The sequence below is a fragment of the Candidatus Kurthia intestinigallinarum genome, from assembly GCF_003991225.1.
Taxonomy (GTDB): Bacteria; Bacillota; Bacilli; order Bacillales_A; family Planococcaceae; genus Kurthia; species Kurthia populi.
This window is the reverse complement of sequence record NZ_JTFC01000039.1, coordinates 1-21,514: the sequence shown is the minus strand read 5'-3', so window position 1 is coordinate 21,514 and position 21,514 is coordinate 1. Positions and strand designations below refer to the sequence as shown.

Sequence of the window (21,514 nt, the reverse complement as noted above, 5' to 3'; positions counted from 1 at the left end):
AAACAAAAGACGCAGCACCTTTTCATTCAAAAGTGTTGCGTCTTTAGTTAATCGTCTCGACCAAACATATATGTGTGATGGTGGAACTTCATACTAAATACAAGTCCAAGCGCAAAGGCATTACCCATCATCGAACTACCACCATAACTAATGAATGGTAGTGGGATACCAGTGATTGGTAAAACTTGCGTTGTCATACCGATATTTTCTAATACGTGGAACGTAATCATCGCAATAATCCCCGCACATACATATGTACAGAATGGATCTTTCATTTGCAATGTTAATTTTGTTAAGTGATAAATCAGGAAGAAGAATAGTACGATGACAGCACTAGCGCCGATAAAGCCCCATTCTTCGCCGATGATACTAAAGATAAAGTCGGTATGGTTTTCCGGTACATACACTTCATGCCCTTTATAGCCTTTACCGAAAATTTGACCAGAGCCAATCGCATTAAGCGATTTCACTAAGTGATAGCCATCACTTGATGAATATGAGTATGGGTCTAGCCAAGAATAAATACGTGCGAATTGATAGGTTTTAACACCAAGTGTCGCATTTAAAAATTCTTGCTTGTAAAGCGCCATCCATAGTAGGGTACCACCAATACCAGCTGCGCCAATAGCAACCGGTAAGATAATACGCCAAGCAACACCAGCGACGATAACCATCGCAGCTGTAATGGCTAAGAATACTAAACTTGTACCAAGGTCAGGCTGTTGCATAATAAATGCTAATGGCACAAGTAATGTTAAAAAGATTTTCCCTAATAAAATAAAGTCGGTTTTAATCGTTTTGACGGAAGTGTTTTCATTATGCTTAGAAACAACACGTGCGAGTGCGAGAATATAAAATGTTTTCATAAACTCGGACGGCTGGATGTCGGCAAAGCCTAAGTGGAACCAACTCTTAGCACCGTTACGTGGTTCAACAAGTGCCATTGAGTCGGGTAGTATAACTAATACTGCTAGTATAAAAATACCGATGCCATACAAATACCAGGCCATTTTTTTGTATTGCTCTGGTTCAAAGTACATCATCGCAGCGATGATACCGCCCGCTACTACATACCAGAATAATTGACGTGGTACGAAGTTCGTTGCGTATTGACCAGACATTTGCGCAGATGAAATTGCGGCGATACTAACAATACAAAAAAGTGCCAAAATGAAGATTAACGTCCAATCCAAACGATCGAAGAAATTTTTTCGATTGTTATTCATATTTGCCACCTAAATATTAATTATTTCACTTAATTATTATAGCGTATTTCATTGTAACACGCTCGTGCATAAAGTTGTGACGAAATCGAATCACAAATGTTTCAAATTCATGCAATTCAATCTATAATAAGAAGAGGAATGGGGTGATCGACTTGGCAAAGAAAATGCGAGCTGCGGATGATTTTTTGCATCATTTATATGTGCATGTTAATGAGCTGAACCAATTTGTGGTATTGAGCGGTTTAAAATTTCACGAATTTGCTTCTTCAGTCGGTTCGCTTCAAAATATTTTACTGTTGAAAAATGAGTTCGAAGATGGCTCGTTTAACATGCACACGCGCTTAGGGTTTGTGGACGAAAAAAGCATGCCTTACTTTGCAAAGAAAATTTCAGATTCAAAGCAAGATTTATGTTGGATTGATTTTTCAGATGAGAAAAAGTTGAATTTATTAACACCGCAGGAACAGGCGGAGCTTCTTTATATCGGGCATAAAAAGGAGCCATTACGTTCACCTTTTTATCATCAGCTACAAAATAAATACGTCTACTTAGAAAATAAAGAGGATAAGTATACAAAAGTTTATTTTCGAAATTTAGCAGACAATGACCGTCTTGTCGTCAATGTTTTCAACAATGTCATCCAACTCAAAGAGCGTCAAACGAGCTTTTGGCGTCGACGCGTGGCGACCGTTATGCCGCATTTTACAATTGATGTGTGTGATACATTCCGCGATCATATGAAGGACGGCGCGCTTTTTTCAATGTATCGTATTGAAAAGCCGAAAGTAGCCTATGTGCTTGAGGTGCGTAATGTGGCGGATATTAATTTTGTCGATGAGATTTGGGACGATTTAAATTCATTGTTAAAGCAAAAGCCAGATGGGGTACTAGAAGTACATAAGTAGTCCGTAAAAATTTATTTCAGTTGTTGGATAGGTGGATAGGATTCCTTTCGTGTGACGAATGGAATCTTTTTTTTAGATTTTTTTATGAAAATGCGTGAGAGAGTGCTATTATAAGTAATGATATTTTTCTCGCATCAAGTTAGAGAAACTTTGTCCGATAGAAATCGTCCTATTCAATTCAGGGACATTCGTTCGTAGACCAATTAAAATTTGGAGGAACTCATTATTATGAATAAAAAATTAGGCTTATTATACGGTGGTAAATCAGCAGAGCATGATGTGTCATTATCAACAGCAAAGGCTGCAACACAAGCATTAAACTTTGATAAATACGATATTTTCCCAGTATTCATCACACGTGGCGGTGAATGGCGTGTAGGTGAACAATTAACAGCACCTGTCGAATCAATTGAACAATTAGCGTTTACTCGTGATGCAGATTCAGAAAATGACGTAACAGAATTTTTAACTTCTTTAAAAGAACGTAAATTCGACGTTATCTTCCCATTACTTCACGGTACAAACGGTGAAGATGGTACCGTACAAGGTTTCTTAGAAGTATTAAACTTACCGTACGTAGGTAATGGTGTATTAGCTTCTTCAGCTGGTATGGATAAAGTTTCAATGAAACAATTATTCGAAATCGCTGGCTTACCTCAAGTTCCTTACACATACTTCATTCGTAATGATTGGCATAAACAACAAGATGCATTAATCGCTGAAATGGAAGAAAAATTAACGTACCCAATGTTCGTTAAACCAGCAAACTTAGGCTCAAGTGTTGGTGTATCAAAAGCAGATGACCGCGAAAAATTAATCGAAGCGGTTGAATTAGCACTTAAATATGACCGTAAAATTGTTGTCGAAACGGGTGTTGTAGCTCGTGAAGTAGAAATGGCGGTTCTTGGTAATGATGAACCAGAAACATCTGTACCTGGTGAAATTAAACCAAAAACAGCATTTTACGACTACGATTCAAAATACAATGACAACAGCACAGATTTATTAATTCCTGCACCTGTAACTGCTGATGTAGAAGCACAACTTTCTGATATGGCGAAACGCGCATTCAAAATTTTAGATGGTTCTGGCTTAGTGCGTGCAGATTTCTTCGTAACAGCAGAAAACGAAATCTTCATCAACGAAGTTAATACATTACCTGGTTTCACACCAGTAAGTATGTATCCAATTCTTTGGAAAAACACTGGTCTTCCATACAACGAATTAATCGAAAAATTAATCAACCTTGGCATCGAACGCCACACTGAAAAACAACAACTTCAATATCAATAAGAGGAGTCCTCAAACATGAAAAAGACGATTAATGAAATCGCAGCATGGCTTGGCATCGCTCAAACATTTGAGGAAGCCGTTGTAACCGGTGTATCCATTAATACACGTACGCTAGAGCCAGGTGATTTATTCATTCCATTCCGTGGTGAAAACGTGAATGGTCATAAATATGTAGCGCAAGCTTTTGAACAAGGTGCAGCAGCTGCATTTTGGCAAAAGGATGAGCCAAATCCACCGCAAGATGTACCACTTCTTTTCGTTGAAGATTCAGAGGAAGCCCTTCAACAAATGGCACGCGCGTATCGCAGTGAGCACAACGCGACATTTATCGCGGTAACGGGTTCAAATGGTAAAACATCAACAAAAGATTTAATTGCGGGCACATTAGCGCCTTACTATAAAGTACAAAAAACAGAAGGTAACTATAATAACCAACTAGGCTTACCACTGACATTACTTGGCTTAGATGAGGATACGCAATTTGCGGTACTTGAAATGGGGATGGATGGATTCCACCAAATCGAGTTACTAACAAAATTAGCGGAGCCACATTATGCGGTCATCACAAATATTGGTGAGGCACATATGGAAGCGCTCGGTTCTCGTGAGGGTATCGCAAAAGCGAAATTTGAAATCGTACAAGGTCTACAAGCAGACGGCAAATTCTTCTATGATGGTGACGAGCCATTATTACGTCCACTTGTCGCAGCAGAGAATATCCATGCGATTTCATTTGGCTTAGCCGACACCGATGATTTATATGCGGCAAATATTACAGAGGATGAAAAGGGTAGTCACTTTGATGTGCATGGTTTATTAGAGGACAACTTCTTTATTTCTGTACTAGGTCGTCACCAAGTGAAAAATACGTTGATTGCGATTTTAATTGCACAAGATATTGGTTTAACGAATGACCAAATTCGTGAATCATTAAAAGGCGTCGAGCTGACAAATATGCGTATGCAACTTGTTGAAGGCAAAAAAGATATTTTATTCATTAACGATGCCTATAATGCGGCACCGACTTCTGTACGTGCCGCGCTTAACTTCGTTGAGCATGCGACAATGCGCAGCGACAAATGGGTCGTGCTAGGCGATATGCTAGAGCTTGGTACATTAGAGCGTGAATATCATGAAAACATTGCCGACGATTTAAACTTAGACGCGATTCAGCATGTGTGTCTATATGGACCACGCATGGAGGCGCTTTATAATAAGATTAAAGACCAAGCAGATGTGTTATGGAGTGCAGAAGATTATGCACCGATTATTGAACATATTGCACAGCATGCATCAGCGGATTCTTTAGTATTATTAAAAGGATCTCGTGGCATGGCGCTTGAAAACATTTTACAAGCATTTGTGAAATAGTATGAAAAGAGGCTGGGACAAAACACGTCATTTTTCTTTTTAGCGTTCGCAATGAAAAGCCGGAACCGCGCTACAGCGCGATTCCGGCTTTTCTTATGCTCATATGAACGGTTGTTTTTATACGTATGTCCCAGCCTCTTTTTTGATGGCGATTTTAGCGAAAAACAATAAATTTTTGATATGAGATAAGACATGAAGAAAAAGACTATTTTCAAGGATCGTTTTTTTTAATAGGCTAAAAAACACACTTTTCTTCTCGGTTAATATTGCTAGTTTTTAGTAGTATTTGAAAAGGTAAAAATTGATGAAAGGCGCGTTCTATCGCACTTTACTTCTAGTAGTTAAAAGAATACCCACTGCATTTCATAGGTGGGCATTGTTTTCTTTAAAGTAGCATAAAATGATAGCGCTTTTATGGACAAAGATTAATTTTCAGAAAATTTCAATCGGTTGTTATTCGTTGCATAGTGACAAACCGCATGTTAGAATATTTAAAGCAATGGATACATTTTGTATGAGACTCTCCGGTCATTTGATATGGGGAGTACTTTTTTTTGAACATTAACGGTCAATGATGTTGAGGTTTTATAACTTCGAAATTAAACCGCTCGGCAAAGTCCGGGCTTTACTTTATATAAACATACTTCGTATTTTAACGAAGGTATAAGCGTTCAGGATATGAACATCCTAGACATGAGGCTCGATTTGCCCTATTTTCATCTGAAAATGTAACCATTTGTCAACTGCACACTTAACTAAAAGGAGAATGAGAAGTTTGACAAATTTTTCAGAATTAAATATTAGCGAATCTACATTAAAATCCCTAGAACGTATGGGATTTGAAGAAGCAACACCAATCCAAGCAGGTACTATTCCTCTAGCTGTTGAAGGCCATGACATTATCGGTCAAGCACAAACAGGTACTGGTAAAACAGTTGCTTTCGGTGTTCCATTAATTGAAAAGGTAGATCCTAAAGAACCAACAATCCAAGCACTAGTAATCGCACCAACTCGTGAATTAGCCATTCAATGTTCTGAAGAGCTACACAAAATTGGTTACGGTAAACGTTCTAAGATTCTTTCAGTGTACGGTGGTCAAGATATTAGCCGCCAAATCCGCGCACTTAAAAACAAACCACAAATTATCGTAGGTACACCTGGTCGTATTTTAGACCACATTAAACGCCGTACGTTAAAATTAGAAAACGTTAAAACATTAGTTTTAGACGAAGCAGATGAAATGTTAAACATGGGATTCATTGAAGATATCAATGCAATCTTAGAAAACGTACCATCTGAACGCCAAACACTTTTATTCTCTGCTACAATGCCTCCAGCAATCCGTAAAATTGCAGATACATTCATGACAGAGCCTGAAAGCGTAAAAATCAAAGCGAAAGAATTAACAGTAGATAACATCGAACAATTCTTCGTGAAATCTCAAGAACGTGAAAAATTCGATATCTTATCTCGTTTATTAAACGTTCAAAAACCAGAACTTGCAATCGTATTCGGTCGTACTAAACGCCGTGTTGATGAATTATCACATGCACTTAGCATCCGCGGTTACATTGCTGAAGGTATCCACGGTGACCTTTCTCAAGCGAAACGTCTTTCTGTATTACGTCAATTCAAAGAAAACAAAATTGATGTATTAGTAGCAACAGACGTAGCTGCTCGTGGTCTTGATATCTCAGGCGTAACACACGTTTACAACTTCGATATTCCACAAGATCCAGAATCATACGTTCACCGTATCGGTCGTACTGGTCGTGCTGGTAAATCAGGTGTTGCTGTAACATTCGTAACACCACGTGAAATGAGCTACTTACGTATTGTAGAAGAAACTACGAAAAAACGTATGACACCTCTTAAACCACCAACAGCTGATGAAGCTTTAGTTGGTCAACAAGAAGTTGCAGTTCAACAATTAAAAGAAATCGTTGAGAAAAATCATTTAAGCACTTACCGTGCAATGGCTGAAGAGTTATTAAAAGATACAGATGCAATTGATTTAGTTGCAGCTGCTCTTAAATCATTAACAAAAGAGCCAGATGATACACCAATCAAAATTTCTGAAGAACGTCCACTTCCAATGCGTCGTGGCGGTGGCGGTGGCCGTGGTAACGGTGGCGGTCGCGGTGGTAACCGTAACTTCCGCGGTGGCAACCGTAATCGTAGCAATGGCGGAGATCGTCGTCGTCGTGATGGCGGAGAACGCGGTGGAGAACGTCGTGGCAATGGTGGCGGCGGAGACCGTCGTCGTCGCGAAGGCGGAGATCGTCGTCCTCGTCGTCACAACAACGAAGGCTAATAACGCAAATTTCAAGAGAGGCCAGGGATTATCCCTGACCTCTCTTTTTTTGTGCTCGCGTGTAATGTATGAGAAACTTAGAGGACTAACGAAGAAAGGGTGAAGATTTTGCAGGAACCACAGCAACAGATTTCTAAAAAAGGACTTACGGTATGGCGTATTCATGGTGTCATTCAAACCGTCATTGTATGGCTCATTTTGGCGCTTATTGGCGTGCTAACGTATTTTTTTGATTGGTACTCATGGATTTATATCATTATTATCGCGTTAGCAGTCATCGAAATGGCTACAGCAATCTTTATTTTTCCGAAAATAAAATGGCGTCATTGGCGCTATGAGGTACGAGAAGAAGAAATTGAACTGAAATATGGTTTATTTATTATTGAACGCGTGCTCGTGCCAATGGTGCGTGTACAACATGTCAATACAACGCAGGGACCGATTTTAAAAAAATATCATCTGGCAGAAATCTCGATTTCGACAGCGGCAACCGTTCATACCATTCCGGCGCTAACGGAAGAAGAGGCGGATGCACTGCGCTCGAAAATTTCCGCATTAGCAAGGGTGGCTGAAGACGATGTATGAGAAACAGCATCTTCATCCGATTACGATTTTATTAAAACTTTTAAAAATCGTGAAAGAAACCGTTGCGGGCTTTGCGATTATCTTTATCTTAAATATTAAAAACATTCCATGGAATCCGGCAGACCCCAATTTTAAGTGGACTTTATTAGGGCTGTTCGTTGTATTCTTTTTACTATGCATTTTATTTGTGTTCGTATGGCTATCATGGCGAAAGCATGTGTACTGGGTTGAAAATGATGAGCTGCATGTGGAGAAAGGTTTATTTGTTAAAAAGCATCAGTATGCGCCGTTTGAGCGAATTCAAAGTGTAAATTTTAAGGAAGGAATTTTTCACCGTCCGTTTGGGCTTGTAAAAGTGTCGATTGAGACAGCAGGTAGTGAAGATTCTGGTATTGATTTAACCGCTATTTCTCGTGAGCAGGCAGACTGGATTGATACGGCGACAAAACGTGCAAAACGACAAGAAAAAGTCGCTAAAGAGGGCGTTATTGCTGAAAAGAAAGAAATTGTTACACGTGAAACGGTCTATAAAATGACGACGAAAAACTTATTTATTTTAGCGACGACGTCAAGTGGGATTGGGGTGATTTTTTCAGCAGTAGCCGCGATTATGTCTCAGTTATCAGACATTATTCCGTATGAGCTTATTTTTAATGAATTAAAAGACTTTATGAAAATTGGTATTTTAATCGTGTCATTAATCGTATTTGTGATACTTTTCATTTCTTGGCTCATTTCCGTCGTTATTACGTATTTAAATCATGCGAATTTTATGGTGGAGCGAGAAGGGGATCGTTTATTTATTTCAAAGGGATTGCTTGAGAAAAAGCGTGTCGCTGTACCGTTATCGCGTATCCAAGGCATTAAAATTGTTGAAACGCCTTTCCGTCAGCTTTTTGGATTTGCGGCGATTCAGCTAGAGAGCGCTGGCAATACAGAGGGCGAGGGGGAGTCGAAAATTTCACTCGTGCCGCTTATTAAAAAACGAGAAGGACTAGCTGTGTTAGCAGAATTATTCCCGGGGTATCAATTTGAATATACGCTAACGAAGGCGCCAAAACGTGCTTGGTGGCGCTTCGTATTATTCGCAAGTGCGTGGGCGATTCTTCCGGTAGCAGCAGTAAGCTATTTTGTGCCACATGGTTACGGTCTGTATAGCCTAATATTGCTACCGTTGCTTATGTTTTTAGGGTATTTAAAATATCGTTCGTCAGGCTTTGCACTATATGACAAGCAGCTAACGCTTGTGACACGCAGTATTTCAAAAGAGACCTTTTTTGTGATGAAGCACCGCATTCAGGCGTTAGGTGTCGGGCAAAGTGTTTTTGCGGAGCGTGGCAATTTAGCCCGTATCAATGTATCAATTGTTGCAGGGACAGCTGAATCTGAAACGACGCTACGTTTTTTTGAGAAAGACAAGTTGATGACGATTTTTAACTGGTATCGTCCAATGAACTAAAAAAAGAGGCCTCCGAATCGGAAGCCTCTTTTTTATGAACGTTTCTGGCGCTGTTCACGCCACTTTATAATATTTTTTGGATGGAAATTAATAAAGCCAAAAACGGCACCTGTTAATAAGCCAGCGATGTGAGCAGTCGCGTTTACATTTGGCTGTAAAAATGTGATGATTACAGAAATCACAGCAAGCGGCACAATCATTTGACGCAGCTGCGGGAAGATCTTACGCGTATAGTAAACGAGTGCTAAAAAGGCACCTAAAATACCGAAGATGGCGCCACTTGCACCAACGGACACATATTCAGGTCCTTGAACAAAGTACGTTGCGACATTGCCGATGATGCCAGACATCATGTAAATGGTAAAGAAGCGCAGTTTACCAGCAATTTTTTCAAGCTCTGGACCGAAGACGTAAAGCCAAAACATATTTGATAAAATATGTAAGAAGCCTCCGTGAATAAAGACGGCCGTGATAATGCGCCAATATTCACCATCTGCAATTAACCAGTTTGCTGCTGCGCCGTAATTTAGTATTTCAATCCGAATGGATGGCACTAAACCAGCGAGATAAACAAGTAAATTAATGATAATAAGGAATGCGACCATCGGATACAATTTTACATAATCCGACAGTTTTTCGTTACGGTTGAACATATCGTCACCTCTCGTTCCAAGTTACTATTATTATACCTGTTTCAAGATTAAGAAAGAAAGGATGAGCTAAATGATTACAGGAATTGGACTCGATATTATTGAAATTGAGCGTGTTGCCAAAATAAATGAGCGCAGCGATGCTTTTCGAAAAAAGGTTTTGACTGCAAAGGAATGTGCGATTTATGATACGTTAAAGCCAGCACGTCAGCTCGAATTTTTAGCGGGGCGTTTTTCAGCAAAAGAAGCTTTTTCGAAAGCACTTGGTACAGGACTTGGGAAAGACTGTGCACTGCATGATATTGAAATTTTAAAGGCACCAAATGGCCAGCCGCTCCTTTATTTTAAAGGTGAGAAAGTGCCTGGTTTTGTATCGATTACACATTCAAAGGCCTATGCAGCTGCACAGGTCGTTTTGGAGAAAGCGTAAAGTTTCTTATGAAAATGGGCTTAAAGTTATAATTTAGGGGTAAAGAAAATTATCGCCCTTAAATCGAAAATAATGTCTTTTTAAAGAGCCTTTGAAAAGATTGACCTCATCAGTTGAGAGGTACATAATATTAGAATAAATCACGATTAGAAGAGGTTAGACAAAATGGAAGAACTACAAAATTTTCGACCTACAAAGGCCGTTATCGATTTAAAAGCGATTCAATCAAATGTTTCAAATTTACGCAAACACTTACATTCGGACGTACATATTATGGCTGTTATTAAAGCAAATGCATACGGTCATGGTGATATACGTGTTGCGGAGGTTGCACTTAAAGCGGGTGCAACAATGCTTGCGGTAGCAACACCAGAGGAAGCACTGCATGTACGTCAATTTATTGCGGATGCACCGATTTTAATTTTAGGAGCAGTACCTGTTCACTTTGCGCCATATGCTGCAAAATATAATATTACGCTAACGGTATTTTCGACAGAGTGGCTTGAACAAGTAGCAGCACTTGCACCACAATTTGAAAAACCTTTATTGATTCATTTGAAAGTGGATAGTGGAATGGGTCGAATTGGCGTGCGCACAGCTGAAGAGTTACATGCTGTATACGAGGCTGCACAGCTAGAAAATGTCGTTGTAGATGGTATCTTTACACACTTTGCGACAGCGGATGAGGAGCAAACGACGTTTTATGAGCATCAGCTTGCAACATTTAAAAAGCTTGTGGCGTCCCTTCCTAAAAAACCACGTATCGTGCATGCGGCAAATACTGCTGCATCTCTTGTGAAAGAGCATGTACAGTTTGATGCGGTTCGCTTTGGCATTTCGCTTTATGGCTTATCCCCATCACCTTATGTGGAAGAACATTTACCATATGACCTATGCCCTGCATTTTCACTTGAAACGGAGCTTGTGCATGTGAAACAATTGCACAAAGGGGACACAGTTGGATATGGCGCCACGTATGAAGCGACAGAAGACGAATGGATTGGTACGATACCGGTTGGCTATGCAGATGGCGTTATTCGTGCTCTTGCGAACCAAGAATTTTTAGTGCAAGGAATGCGCGCACCAATTGTCGGACGCATCTGTATGGACCAAATTATGATTAAATTACCAAAAAAAATGAGCGTTGGTGAACGTGTTGTTTTAATTGGTAAACAAGGCAAGGATGAAATTACAATGCAAGAGTGGGCAAGCCGTCTAAATACGATTGTTTATGAGATTCCATGCATGTTAACACCCCGAATTCCACGCGTCTACAAAGCCTAATTCGGGCGGTGTAGTAGGCACGAAAATTCAGAAAACTAATATTACTTATATCGTTTATTTTGTTTTACACCTTTTCAAGATTACCAATCGATGGTAGTATTGGTGTTAAGCTTATTTAAGAACGACTATAAATTGAGGTTTGTTTTGGAGGTGCTGGCTGTGAGTCAAAAACAATTAGATTTAGTTCAATTGCCCGAATATGAAATGGAAAAAGCGTATGAAGCAGTTTTACAAAAGATTGCTCAACATTACGCATATGAAAGTGATGTGCGAAAAAATGCACGTCAGGAACAACAAAAACATATTCGAGAGGCAATGGTTAAGGGATATGAAGAAATGTCTCAAATTAACCTTACGATATGCAGCGAATGTTTGCATGTAGAGTACGAAGCGGAGCATGTAACTGGCCGTATGTGGTAGCGCGTCTCGTTTACGGAGGATGAAAATGTGAACGTAAAACGCGGAGATGTCTTTTTTGCAGATTTATCACCAGTGGTCGGTTCCGAGCAAGGTGGGACGCGACCGGTGTTGATAATTCAAAATGATATTGGAAACAGATTTAGCCCGACCGTCATTATTGCGGCGATTACAGCACAAATACAAAAAGCAAAACTACCTACACATGTCGAAATTGATGCGAAAAAATATGGCTTCGAACGTGATTCGGTTATTTTGTTAGAACAACTTAGAACAATCGATAAGTCTCGACTAACAGATAAAATAACACAATTAGACGGACCATTAATGAAAAAAGTAGAATCGGCATTGGAAATTAGTTTAGGCCTCATTAAATTTTAGTATACATAAAAAAAGACTACTATTAGATCGAGTAGTCTTTTTTGTATTCAAAATAAAAACTATCAAAGTTATGTATAGAAATAAAAATTGAGCCGATATAGAAAAAAATGACTTTTAAAAGTGAATTATGTACAGAAATATTATACAATTGTGTAAAGATTATACTGAAGGGATGGTGATTTTTGATTAACTGGATAGAAGAGCATAAGTTAGAGATTGCATCAAATGTAGAGCACGCGTGGAATCAGCGTGGAAATGGACAAGAAATCGCAAATGAGAAAATCACCGACATGATTTATTTATTTGAGCAAATTGATTGTAATGATGAGGAAAGACGTCAACAACTTTGTCAATTATATAGTCAAAAGTATGAGTATTTCCAGGACACCGTATTACTTGTACAGCTTGTAGAAGAAGCTGTATTAGACGCCGTTCTTAAATCAAATACCCATTCCGTTGAAAAACTAAGCATTTTTTTAAAAGAAAATTATAAAAATATGCATGACATTGAGCGTTCTCTTGTCAAAGAATATGAACATAGCTATAAAGATGCGATGAATATGCAGCGAATCGCATTAAAAGAGCTATCGACGCCGATTATACCAATTCTTGATAAAATCTCCGTCTTACCACTTGTTGGCACAATTGATACAACGCGTGCAAAATTGATTATCGAAAATGTTTTAGAAGGTGTATTAAAACATAAATCAGAAGTATTGCTTATCGATATTACAGGTGTTCCGGTCATTGATACAATGGTGACGCATCATATTATTCAAGCAGTTAAAGCGGTGAAGCTACTAGGTACTACGTGTATTATCGTCGGCATTCGTCCAGAGATTGCCCAGACGATTGTATCGCTTGGCATTGATTTAGATGAATTTATGACAGCAGGTACATTGCAACGTGGCGTAGAAGAGGCATTACGCTTAACAAAGAGAAAAATTAGCGAGGTGTGATAACGATGATACAGCCAAAAGTGCCGATTTTAAAATTGAAGAACTGTTTAATTATTTCAATTCAATGGGAGCTTGATGATGCAACAGCATTACAGTTTCAACAAGATGTTCTCGAAAAAATCCATGAAACAAATGCACGCGGGGTTGTGATTGATTTGACAGCAATTGAATTTATTGATTCGTTTATTGCACGAATCTTTGATGAGGTTATTCAAATGGCAGGAATGATGGGTGCAAAAGTAGCGCTAACAGGTATCCAGCCACCGATTGCGATTACGCTTGTTGAATTAGGCATTGAATTAAGTAATGTATTAACGGCGCTCGATTTAGAGAGTGGTTTGGATCGATTACAACAAGAATTGGAGGGATAAGAATGGACGTTTCCTCAGTGAGCATTTTGACGGAATGGGATATTGTGGCTGCACGTCAAATGGGCCGTAGTGAAGCGAAAGCGATAGGCTTTGGAGCTGTGGACCAAGCGCGTATAACAACAGCAATTAGTGAACTAGCTCGAAATATTTATTTGTATGCAGAGCAAGGAAGCGTCACGATTGGACGTTTCGAAAAAGAAGGTAAAGTAGGAATCCGTATTGTTGCAGAAGATTATGGGCCAGGGATTAGTGATGTACAGTTAGTGCTTCAAGATGGATATTCTTCTTCTTATGGTTTAGGAGCAGGGCTTCCAGGGGTAAAGCGTTTGATGGATGAATTTGATATTCAAACAGAAGTAGGAGAAGGCACGAAGATTACAATTGTAAAATGGTTGTCTTAGCAGATAGGTGAGGATGCGTTACGAAAGAGATACAAAAGCAGTATACAATGTTACTTAGCCAATATTTAAAGTATCAAACAGAGAGAAATTTATATTTAGGCCAAAACTTCAGTCGCCACCTTGTCCAAAAGAACATTACACCAGAAGAGGTCATTAGCATCCACAAAGTTGCACTTGAAGAAATTCAAGAATTAGGAATAACGGATAATATCATTATTTCGCTCGATTTCCTAACAGAATTTATGATCCAGTATGGCTTAGCGCTACGTGAGCATAAAATCTTAGTTGAGCAGCAAGAGTCAATGAATCATGAAATTGAATTAGCAGCGAAAGTGCAAAATACGATGCTGCGTACAAAAAAGCCAGAGCTCGATGGTGTTGAGATTGATTTTCTTTCGGTACCAGCTGGCAAGATGAATGGCGATTATGTTTATTTTCAAGATGATGATAGCGATTTTGTAGGGGTTGGCGTAGCAGATGTTGTCGGAAAAGGTATTCCGGCAGCGCTTTGCATGTCAATGGTGAAAAATGGTCTTGATACATTGGGTCAAGCGAGTATTAGCCCGGCATATGCGCTCGATGTGTTAAATCGCATCGTTGAAAAAAGTGTAGAAGATAATATGTTTATCTCGATGTTCTATGGACGATATGACAGTGAAGAGTCCATTTTTACATATGCATCGGCAGGACATGAGCCCGCGCTTTATTATTGTGCACGAGAACAGAAGTTTTATGATCTCGATGAATCAAAAGGGTTATTGTTAGGGATTTTACCAGATGTTCATTATACGGAAAGTTCAATTAAACTAGAAGCGAATGACATGATTATCATTATGACGGATGGCGTAACAGAGTGTCGTACAGAAGATGAACGTTTCCTTACGCGAGAAGAGTTAATTGAGATGATTTTTAATGTGAAAGAGGAAACGCCAGGGGACTTAGCGCGTAGTGTATTTAAAGCGCTTGAAAAATTCCAGGCCTTTCATCAGCGTGATGATTTTACATTAGCGGTAATAAAAAAAGTACAGTAAATTAAACAGAGGTGTAAATAATGGATTTAACAGTAAATATTACAATACAAGAAGATAATAGCGTTTTAGGTGTAATTAGCGGGGAAATTGATGCATATACAGCACCTAAATTACGCGAACAGTTACTTGCAATTGATACGAAGAGTGCAAAAAAAGCCGTACTTGATTTAGCAGATGTAGGCTATATGGATAGTACAGGTATTGGCGTTATCGTCGCATTTTATAAGAGTGTGATCGCAGATGGCGGTGACCTTACACTAATCGGCTTGTCTCCACGTTTAAAACGTTTATTCGATATTACAGGTTTAAGCGGCATTATTCATGTAGAGGAGGAGGCATAGGTAATGAAGGAATTCGATTATTTTGAAATGCGCATCCCATCAAAGACTCAATACGTTGGTGTTGCGCGCTTAACAGTATCTGGTTTAGCAAGTCGCCTAGGCTTTTCTTATGACGACATTGAAGATTTGAAAATTGCGACAAGTGAAGCGGTAACAAATGCGATTCAACATGCTTATGTAGAGGATGAAGAAAAGCAAGAAGTTGTTGTTGGTTGCGCAGTATACGAAGATAAATTAGAAATCATGGTTGCGGATTATGGCCGTAGCTTTGAATTTGAAGAAGTAAAAGAAAAAGTAGGCCCGTATCACGAAGAAACGGAAGTGGAATTTATTCGTGAAGGAGGGTTAGGTTTATTTTTAATTGAAAGTTTAATGGATGAAGTAAAAGTATTAAACGAAAATGGCGTAACAGTGTTCATGACCAAATATGTTTCACGAGAGCAGGTGAATGCACATGTGGAAACAGACGTCCACTAGAAATGCCTCAAAGGAACAAGTACTCGCTTGGATTAAACTATACCAAGAAGAAAAAGATGATGAAGCACAAACACGTCTTGTGGAGAACTATCAGTATTTAGTTGAATCAATTGCTCGTAAGTATTCAAATGGCCGTTCGTATCATGATGATATTGTGCAAGTAGGGATGCTAGGACTGCTCGGTGCAATTCGTCGCTTTGATCCTGAATTTGGTCGTAGCTTTGAAGCGTTTGCCGTCCCAACAATCGTCGGTGAAATCAAACGTTTCTTACGTGATAAAACATGGGATGTGCATGTGCCTCGCCGTATTAAAGAGCTTGGTCCACGTATCAAGGCTACAGTAGAAGCATTGACGACAGAGTTACAGCGCTCACCGAAAGTCTCGGAAATTGCTGAGCGTTTAGAAGTGACGGATGAAGAAATTCTAGAAGCAATGGAAATGAGTCGTAGCTACCAAGCGCTATCAATGGACCACTCGATTGAATCGGATTCCGATGGTAGTACGGTGACATTATTTGATGTTGTTGGGCAAGAGGATGATGAGTTTGAGAAAACGAATCGTCGCATGATTGTTTCTGAGGCAATGAATGTTTTAAATGAGCGCGAGAAACAAATTATTCAACTGACTTATTTAGAACAATTAAGTCAAAAAGAAGCTGGTGAGCGTCTAGGTATTTCTCAAATGCATGTGTCGCGTCTACAGCGAAAAGCCATTAAAAAATTACAGCAGGCAATTATCGCTTCAGGTGGTGTCTAAGATAAAGTGGTCGTATCATGTTTTTCAGCGCAATAAAAAAGAATATGATGTTTGTGGTGACGGTTTTTTTATCGGAGAGTTTGGTGAACGTATCGTTTGTGTTGTGACAGATGGATTAGGAAGCGGTCCAAATGCGCATGAAAGTGCCAAACTTGTAACACAGGCTGTAGAACAATACAGTGAGACATTATCCATTCAAGATATGATGCATAGATGCAATGAAGCACTACGTATGCAACAAGGAGCTGTCGCGTCGATTCTCTATATTGATTCCACGCAGCAACAAATCCATTATTGCGGTGTTGGCAATATTTCATGTTATTTGATTCATGAAAATAATGTGAGTTATCCAAAGCCGCATTATGGCTATTTAGCGGGCAAACGAATTAATCCTTTTGTAGAGACATTTTCTTTTACAAAAGGAGATCGTTGCTTCCTTCACTCAGATGGTATCGAGGTAAATGATGTGAAGCAATTAGTTGATTGCACAACATGGCAAGCGTTGAGGCAAGATGATACAGAGCAATATCTCACATATAAAGATGACGATTTAACGTATGTGATGCTCAATCTTTAATCGAAGGTACCGGAAACCGGGCCTTCTTTTTTTATGTAAGGATAATAGAGAAAAATGATAAAATGAGGCGAAGAGAAAGGATGAGGTAGATGAATTTTTCAGCGATGATTGCAAAGGAACTAACAGTCGCACCGAAGCAGGTAACAGCAGTTATTACATTACTAGAAGATGGCAATACAGTGCCGTTTATTGCGCGTTACCGAAAAGAAGCAACCGGCTCTCTTGATGAGGTACAAATTAAAGCCATTGAGGACCGCCATCATTATTTAGTGCAATTAGAGGACCGTAAAAAAGAGGTCATTGCATCGATTGATGAACAGGGTAAGCTGACACCTGAGCTACAAACACAAATTACGCGTGCAACAATCTTAAAACAAGTGGAAGATTTATACCGTCCCTATAAACAAAAACGTCGTACGAAGGCAACGATTGCAAAAGAACTAGGACTAGAGCCTTTAGCAGACCAATTACTAGCGCTACCAAATGAAGCACCAGAAAAATTAGCGCAAGCCTTTGTATCAGAGGAAGTAGATGTGGAAGTAGCATTACAAGGTGCGCGCGATATTTTAGCGGAGCGTTTTAGTGATGATGCAAAAATTCGCGAAACAATTCGCCGCTTCACATGGAAGGAAGGTGTCATCTCTACATCGGTTAAGGATGAGGAGAAGGATGAAAAAGCCATCTTTGAAATGTATTATAGCTACGAGGAACCACTTGCTAAAATTGTGCCACACCGGACACTCGCGATTAATCGCGGAGAGCATGAGGAGGTTTTACGTGTAGCTATTAAAGCGCCCGTCGCAAAAATTGAGGAAGCAATGCGCCGTTTGTGGATTACAAACCCACAAGCAAAAACAGCTGCACAGCTTGAACTCGCGATTGAAGATAGTTATAAACGCTTAATTGCACCATCAATTGAGCGCGAGGTACGCGGGGAATTAACGGAGAAGGCAGAAGCACAGGCCATTCATATTTTCTCTGAAAACCTGCGTAGCTTATTATTGCAGCCTCCGATGAAGGGGAAATATGTATTAGGACTTGACCCGGCATATCGTACGGGCTGTAAATTAGCAGTCGTAGATGATACAGGGAAAATGCTTGATATCTCTGTAATTTATCCACATCCCCCAAAAGCAAAACGTGAGGATGCGAAGCGTATTATGAAAGAGATTTTGGCGAAATATCCGATTTCGATTATTGCGATTGGTAACGGCACAGCTTCTCGTGAATCAGAGGCCTTTGTAGCGGAGGTGTTACAAGAAGCTTCAAGTGATACGGCTTATGTCATTGTGAGTGAAGCGGGCGCGAGTGTATATTCGGCATCTGATGTGGCACGTGCAGAATTTCCTGATTTACAAGTAGAGCAACGTAGTGCAGTATCCATTGCACGTCGTTTGCAGGACCCCCTAGCAGAGCTTGTTAAAATCGAACCGAAGGCAGTGGGTGTTGGTCAGTACCAGCATGATGTTTCGCAGAAAAAATTATCCGAGTCATTAACGTTTATCGTAGAAACAGCAGTAAACCAAGTAGGGGTTGATGTGAATACAGCCTCTGCATCTCTTTTACAATATGTTTCAGGTTTATCAAAAAGTGTCGCAGAAAATATCGTGACGATGCGCGGCGATATTGGCAAGTTTACAGCGCGTACACAACTTAAAAAGGTGCCAAGACTTGGCGCGAAAACGTACGAGCAAGCAATTGGCTTTTTACGTGTCATGGACGCAAAAAATCCGTTAGATGCTACCGGCATTCACCCAGAAAGCTATCCACTCGCAAAAGAGTTATTAAAACGCGCCAATACGACAATTGGTGCACCGGATGCGGAGGAATCATTACGTCAATTAGACATTGTGGCGTTAAGCAAGGAGTTAGGTATTGGTGAAATCACAGTAAAAGATACGGTAGATGTTTTAATGAAGCCGATGCGTGACCCACGTGATGCGTTCCCTCAGCCATTATTAAAGAAAGATATTTTAAAAATGGATGATTTAAAACCGGGTATGGAGCTACAAGGAACAGTACGAAATGTAGTAGATTTTGGCGCCTTTATCGACATTGGCGTTAAACAAGACGGACTTGTGCATATTTCAAAACTGAAAAAAGGGTTTGTGAAGCACCCATTAGATGTTGTATCACTTGGCGACATTGTAACGGTATGGGTGGACTCGGTTGATACAAAAAAAGAACGCATTGCTTTAACGATGCTTGCACCACAATAAATAGAAAGTGCTGTCTTCTATGTGTAGAATAGAAGGTAGTACTTTTTTTATCGAGGAGGAATACGTGTGACAGATACACAAGTACATCAATTAGTATGTGATATTTCAATGCAATACTTTCATAAGCCATTTCGGCATCAAGCTTTTTTTAATCAACGTTTAAAAACAACCGGTGGACGCTATATGCTAAATAGCCATAACATCGAATTAAATAAAAAAATGCTTGAGGTATTTGGGTTGAATGAATTAACGGGGATTATTAAGCATGAGCTATGTCACTATCATTTACATTTAGAAAACAAGGGATATCAGCATAAGGATCGGGACTTCAAACAGCTTCTTGTGAGAGTAGGTGCGCCGCGCCACTGTTCTTCTATTGAACAGGAAGTGAAAAAAACATTATATAAACATCATTATGTATGCAGTAAATGTGGGCAAAGCTATCAACGACAAAGAAAGATAAATACGTTAAAATACCGCTGTAGCAGATGTTTAGGAGAGCTTTTAAAAAAATAAAAAGTTTTTTTGAAAAAACTATTGACGTTTGTTGTATACCTCTCTATAATAGTGAAAGTCGACAAGGTAATCACTTACCTGAACGACACGAAAATTTTATTTATTATTCCGTTGTAGCTCAGTTGGTAGTAGCATCTGACTGTTAATCAGAGGGTCGCAGGTTCGAGTCCTGCCAACGGAGCCATGGCCCCTTGGTCAAGCGGTTAAGACACCGCCCTTTCACGGCGGTAACACGGGTTCGAATCCCGTAGGGGTCACCATTTAAATTAATATCATTATCGCGGGGTGGAGCAGTGGCAGCTCGTCGGGCTCATAACCCGAAGGTCGCAGGTTCAAATCCTGTCCCCGCAACCAATGGTCCGGTAGTTCAGCTGGTTAGAATGCCTGCCTGTCACGCAGGAGGTCGCGGGTTCGAGTCCCGTCCGGACCGCCATTTAAATATTGGGGTATAGCCAAGCGGTAAGGCAATGGATTTTGATTCCATCATGCCCAGGTTCGAATCCTGGTACCCCAGCCAATTAATTTATTGCATTTGTTATTTTTGGTCATGAGTCATTAGCTCAGTTGGTAGAGCATCTGACTTTTAATCAGAGGGTCGCTGGTTCGAATCCTGCATGACTCACCATTTTATTTTTTGGAATTAAGTATTGACACTAAGAATTATATGTGTTACAATATAAACACTTCGTTGAATGAGATGCGGCCGTGGCGGAATGGCAGACGCGCTAGGTTGAGGGCCTAGTCGAGGCAACTCGGTGGAGGTTCAAGTCCTCTCGACCGCACCAAATATTTCATATTTTAATATTATAACTTTATAATAATGCGCCCATAGCTCAATTGGATAGAGCGTCTGACTACGGATCAGAAGGTTGTGGATTCGACTTCTGCTGGGCGCACCATATGCGGGTGTAGTTTAGTGGTAAAACCACAGCCTTCCAAGCTGTTGTCGGGAGTTCGATTCTCCTCACCCGCTCCATTAGTATTATTTATAAGGTCAAAATGAACCTTGAAAACTGAACAAGCAAGATGTAATCACAATAAATTCGGTTCAATTGAATCGAAAAAAATGTTATCAAGCAAGATAACGCTAGCAAAGCAAATGAGCTTTCAAACACTTTTTATGGAGAGTTTGATCCTGGCTCAGGACGAACGCTGGCGGCGTGCCTAATACATGCAAGTCGAGCGAATGATGAGAAGCTTGCTTCTCTGATTTAGCGGCGGACGGGTGAGTAACACGTGGGCAACCTGCCCTGTAGACTGGGATAACTTCGGGAAACCGGAGCTAATACCGGATAATTCTTTTAGCCTCATGGCTTTAAGCTAAAAGGCGCTTCGGCGTCACTACAGGATGGGCCCGCGGTGCATTAGCTAGTTGGTGGGGTAACGGCCTACCAAGGCAACGATGCATAGCCGACCTGAGAGGGTGATCGGCCACATTGGGACTGAGACACGGCCCAAACTCCTACGGGAGGCAGCAGTAGGGAATCTTCCACAATGGACGAAAGTCTGATGGAGCAACGCCGCGTGAGTGATGAAGGTTTTCGGATCGT

Annotated in this window: 22 protein-coding genes, 9 tRNA genes and 1 rRNA gene; 30 read left to right on the top strand and 2 right to left on the bottom strand. The window is 40.1% G+C overall.

The annotated features are described in order from the left end of the window. Positions 1–47: 47 nt before the first annotated feature. Positions 48–1,226 carry an FtsW/RodA/SpoVE family cell cycle protein gene (locus QI30_RS14995; RefSeq protein WP_126991400.1) on the bottom strand — a complete coding sequence of 393 codons (1,179 nt, stop codon included), beginning with the start codon at positions 1,224–1,226 and terminating at the stop codon, positions 48–50. Between the two features lie 143 nt (positions 1,227–1,369). On the opposite strand from QI30_RS14995, the gene QI30_RS14990 reads away from it, so the two are divergent. The 6 genes from QI30_RS14990 (at position 1,370) to QI30_RS14965 (ending at position 9,153) form a co-directional block, all read left to right on the top strand. Further along, on the top strand, positions 1,370–2,131 hold the full coding sequence (locus tag QI30_RS14990) for a hypothetical protein (RefSeq protein ID WP_370323623.1): 762 nt from the start codon (positions 1,370–1,372) through the stop codon (positions 2,129–2,131). 228 nt (positions 2,132–2,359) lie between these two features. After that, entirely contained in the window at positions 2,360–3,424 is a 1,065-nt protein-coding gene (locus QI30_RS14985; protein WP_126991399.1) for a D-alanine--D-alanine ligase, read from the top strand. Between the two features lie 15 nt (positions 3,425–3,439). Then, positions 3,440–4,795 carry a UDP-N-acetylmuramoyl-tripeptide--D-alanyl-D-alanine ligase gene (locus QI30_RS14980; protein WP_126991398.1) on the top strand — a complete coding sequence of 452 codons (1,356 nt, stop codon included), beginning with the start codon at positions 3,440–3,442 and terminating at the stop codon, positions 4,793–4,795. A 775-nt stretch (positions 4,796–5,570) separates the two neighbouring features. Further along, positions 5,571–7,109: a DEAD/DEAH box helicase gene (locus QI30_RS14975; RefSeq protein ID WP_126991397.1), complete on the top strand. Its 1,539-nt coding sequence runs from the start codon at positions 5,571–5,573 to the stop codon at positions 7,107–7,109. Between the two features lie 105 nt (positions 7,110–7,214). After that, entirely contained in the window at positions 7,215–7,694 is a 480-nt protein-coding gene (locus tag QI30_RS14970; protein WP_126991518.1) for a PH domain-containing protein, read from the top strand. After that, complete coding sequence (locus tag QI30_RS14965; protein WP_126991396.1) at positions 7,687–9,153, top strand: PH domain-containing protein; 1,467 nt, start codon at positions 7,687–7,689, stop codon at positions 9,151–9,153. Before QI30_RS14970 ends, QI30_RS14965 begins: the two co-directional genes overlap by 8 nt. Before the next feature lie 32 nt (positions 9,154–9,185). On the opposite strand, the gene QI30_RS14960 is transcribed toward QI30_RS14965, so the two are convergent. Further along, complete coding sequence (locus QI30_RS14960; RefSeq protein ID WP_126991395.1) at positions 9,186–9,806, bottom strand: rhomboid family intramembrane serine protease; 621 nt, start codon at positions 9,804–9,806, stop codon at positions 9,186–9,188. Positions 9,807–9,876: 70 nt separating this feature from the next. Between QI30_RS14960 and acpS the strand changes: the two genes are divergently transcribed. The 24 genes from acpS to QI30_RS14840 form a co-directional block, all read left to right on the top strand. Then, complete coding sequence (gene acpS, locus QI30_RS14955) at positions 9,877–10,233, top strand: holo-ACP synthase (protein ID WP_126991394.1); 357 nt, start codon at positions 9,877–9,879, stop codon at positions 10,231–10,233. A gap of 165 nt (positions 10,234–10,398) precedes the next feature. Next, positions 10,399–11,517 carry an alanine racemase gene (gene alr, locus QI30_RS14950; protein ID WP_126991393.1) on the top strand — a complete coding sequence of 373 codons (1,119 nt, stop codon included), beginning with the start codon at positions 10,399–10,401 and terminating at the stop codon, positions 11,515–11,517. A 159-nt stretch (positions 11,518–11,676) separates the two neighbouring features. Continuing rightward, positions 11,677–11,937: a hypothetical protein gene (locus QI30_RS14945; RefSeq protein WP_126991392.1), complete on the top strand. Its 261-nt coding sequence runs from the start codon at positions 11,677–11,679 to the stop codon at positions 11,935–11,937. Between the two features lie 27 nt (positions 11,938–11,964). After that, complete coding sequence (locus tag QI30_RS14940) at positions 11,965–12,315, top strand: type II toxin-antitoxin system PemK/MazF family toxin (RefSeq protein ID WP_126991391.1); 351 nt, start codon at positions 11,965–11,967, stop codon at positions 12,313–12,315. Between the two features lie 182 nt (positions 12,316–12,497). Further along, positions 12,498–13,274 (top strand): STAS domain-containing protein, encoded by a 777-nt coding sequence (locus tag QI30_RS14935; RefSeq protein WP_233600610.1) that lies wholly within the window; start codon positions 12,498–12,500, stop codon positions 13,272–13,274. A gap of 5 nt (positions 13,275–13,279) precedes the next feature. Continuing rightward, positions 13,280–13,645, top strand: a complete 366-nt coding sequence (locus QI30_RS14930) for an STAS domain-containing protein (RefSeq protein ID WP_186439686.1) — start codon at positions 13,280–13,282, stop codon at positions 13,643–13,645. Positions 13,646–13,647: 2 nt separating this feature from the next. Continuing rightward, a complete protein-coding gene (locus QI30_RS14925) occupies positions 13,648–14,046 on the top strand; it encodes an anti-sigma regulatory factor (RefSeq protein WP_126991390.1) in 399 nt (132 codons plus the stop codon). Positions 14,047–14,093: 47 nt separating this feature from the next. Next, the gene (locus QI30_RS14920; RefSeq protein WP_126991389.1) at positions 14,094–15,077 is read left to right on the top strand and encodes a SpoIIE family protein phosphatase; all 984 of its coding nucleotides are present in this window, start codon (positions 14,094–14,096) and stop codon (positions 15,075–15,077) included. Positions 15,078–15,097: 20 nt separating this feature from the next. Continuing rightward, a complete protein-coding gene (locus QI30_RS14915) occupies positions 15,098–15,418 on the top strand; it encodes an anti-sigma factor antagonist (protein ID WP_126991388.1) in 321 nt (106 codons plus the stop codon). Between the two features lie 3 nt (positions 15,419–15,421). Next, the gene (gene rsbW, locus QI30_RS14910) at positions 15,422–15,895 is read left to right on the top strand and encodes an anti-sigma B factor RsbW (protein ID WP_126991387.1); all 474 of its coding nucleotides are present in this window, start codon (positions 15,422–15,424) and stop codon (positions 15,893–15,895) included. Continuing rightward, positions 15,873–16,652: an RNA polymerase sigma factor SigB gene (gene sigB / locus QI30_RS14905; protein ID WP_126991386.1), complete on the top strand. Its 780-nt coding sequence runs from the start codon at positions 15,873–15,875 to the stop codon at positions 16,650–16,652. Before rsbW ends, sigB begins: the two co-directional genes overlap by 23 nt. Beyond that, complete coding sequence (locus QI30_RS14900) at positions 16,645–17,229, top strand: PP2C family serine/threonine-protein phosphatase (RefSeq protein WP_158621046.1); 585 nt, start codon at positions 16,645–16,647, stop codon at positions 17,227–17,229. Before sigB ends, QI30_RS14900 begins: the two co-directional genes overlap by 8 nt. Before the next feature lie 89 nt (positions 17,230–17,318). Then, on the top strand, positions 17,319–19,448 hold the full coding sequence (locus QI30_RS14895; protein WP_126991384.1) for a Tex family protein: 2,130 nt from the start codon (positions 17,319–17,321) through the stop codon (positions 19,446–19,448). A gap of 66 nt (positions 19,449–19,514) precedes the next feature. Then, positions 19,515–19,964: a SprT family protein gene (locus QI30_RS14890; RefSeq protein ID WP_126991383.1), complete on the top strand. Its 450-nt coding sequence runs from the start codon at positions 19,515–19,517 to the stop codon at positions 19,962–19,964. 107 nt (positions 19,965–20,071) lie between these two features. After that, positions 20,072–20,148, top strand: a tRNA-Asn gene (locus QI30_RS14885). A 1-nt stretch (position 20,149) separates the two neighbouring features. After that, positions 20,150–20,224, top strand: a tRNA-Glu gene (locus QI30_RS14880). A 19-nt stretch (positions 20,225–20,243) separates the two neighbouring features. Next, positions 20,244–20,318 (top strand) — tRNA-Met (locus QI30_RS14875). A gap of 2 nt (positions 20,319–20,320) precedes the next feature. Further along, positions 20,321–20,397: transfer RNA gene (locus QI30_RS14870), tRNA-Asp, on the top strand. A gap of 9 nt (positions 20,398–20,406) precedes the next feature. Further along, positions 20,407–20,481: transfer RNA gene (locus tag QI30_RS14865), tRNA-Gln, on the top strand. A gap of 32 nt (positions 20,482–20,513) precedes the next feature. Then, a tRNA-Lys gene (locus QI30_RS14860) sits at positions 20,514–20,589 on the top strand. A 74-nt stretch (positions 20,590–20,663) separates the two neighbouring features. After that, positions 20,664–20,749: transfer RNA gene (locus QI30_RS14855), tRNA-Leu, on the top strand. A gap of 37 nt (positions 20,750–20,786) precedes the next feature. After that, a tRNA-Arg gene (locus QI30_RS14850) sits at positions 20,787–20,863 on the top strand. A gap of 3 nt (positions 20,864–20,866) precedes the next feature. Next, a tRNA-Gly gene (locus tag QI30_RS14845) sits at positions 20,867–20,940 on the top strand. 141 nt (positions 20,941–21,081) lie between these two features. Next, positions 21,082–21,514, top strand: a 16S ribosomal RNA gene (locus tag QI30_RS14840); the annotation flags it as partial.

Coding starts and splice junctions, on each gene's coding strand:
- QI30_RS14995 (WP_126991400.1), bottom strand. CDS start 1,226: ATGAATAACAATCGAAAAAATTTCTTCGATCGTTTGGATTGGACGTTA.
- QI30_RS14985 (WP_126991399.1), top strand. CDS start 2,360: ATGAATAAAAAATTAGGCTTATTATACGGTGGTAAATCAGCAGAGCAT.
- QI30_RS14980 (WP_126991398.1), top strand. CDS start 3,440: ATGAAAAAGACGATTAATGAAATCGCAGCATGGCTTGGCATCGCTCAA.
- QI30_RS14965 (WP_126991396.1), top strand. CDS start 7,687: ATGTATGAGAAACAGCATCTTCATCCGATTACGATTTTATTAAAACTT.
- QI30_RS14960 (WP_126991395.1), bottom strand. CDS start 9,806: ATGTTCAACCGTAACGAAAAACTGTCGGATTATGTAAAATTGTATCCG.
- acpS (WP_126991394.1), top strand. CDS start 9,877: ATGATTACAGGAATTGGACTCGATATTATTGAAATTGAGCGTGTTGCC.
- alr (WP_126991393.1), top strand. CDS start 10,399: ATGGAAGAACTACAAAATTTTCGACCTACAAAGGCCGTTATCGATTTA.
- QI30_RS14930 (WP_186439686.1), top strand. CDS start 13,280: ATGATACAGCCAAAAGTGCCGATTTTAAAATTGAAGAACTGTTTAATT.
- QI30_RS14925 (WP_126991390.1), top strand. CDS start 13,648: ATGGACGTTTCCTCAGTGAGCATTTTGACGGAATGGGATATTGTGGCT.
- QI30_RS14920 (WP_126991389.1), top strand. CDS start 14,094: ATGTTACTTAGCCAATATTTAAAGTATCAAACAGAGAGAAATTTATAT.
- QI30_RS14915 (WP_126991388.1), top strand. CDS start 15,098: ATGGATTTAACAGTAAATATTACAATACAAGAAGATAATAGCGTTTTA.
- rsbW (WP_126991387.1), top strand. CDS start 15,422: ATGAAGGAATTCGATTATTTTGAAATGCGCATCCCATCAAAGACTCAA.
- sigB (WP_126991386.1), top strand. CDS start 15,873: ATGTGGAAACAGACGTCCACTAGAAATGCCTCAAAGGAACAAGTACTC.
- QI30_RS14895 (WP_126991384.1), top strand. CDS start 17,319: ATGAATTTTTCAGCGATGATTGCAAAGGAACTAACAGTCGCACCGAAG.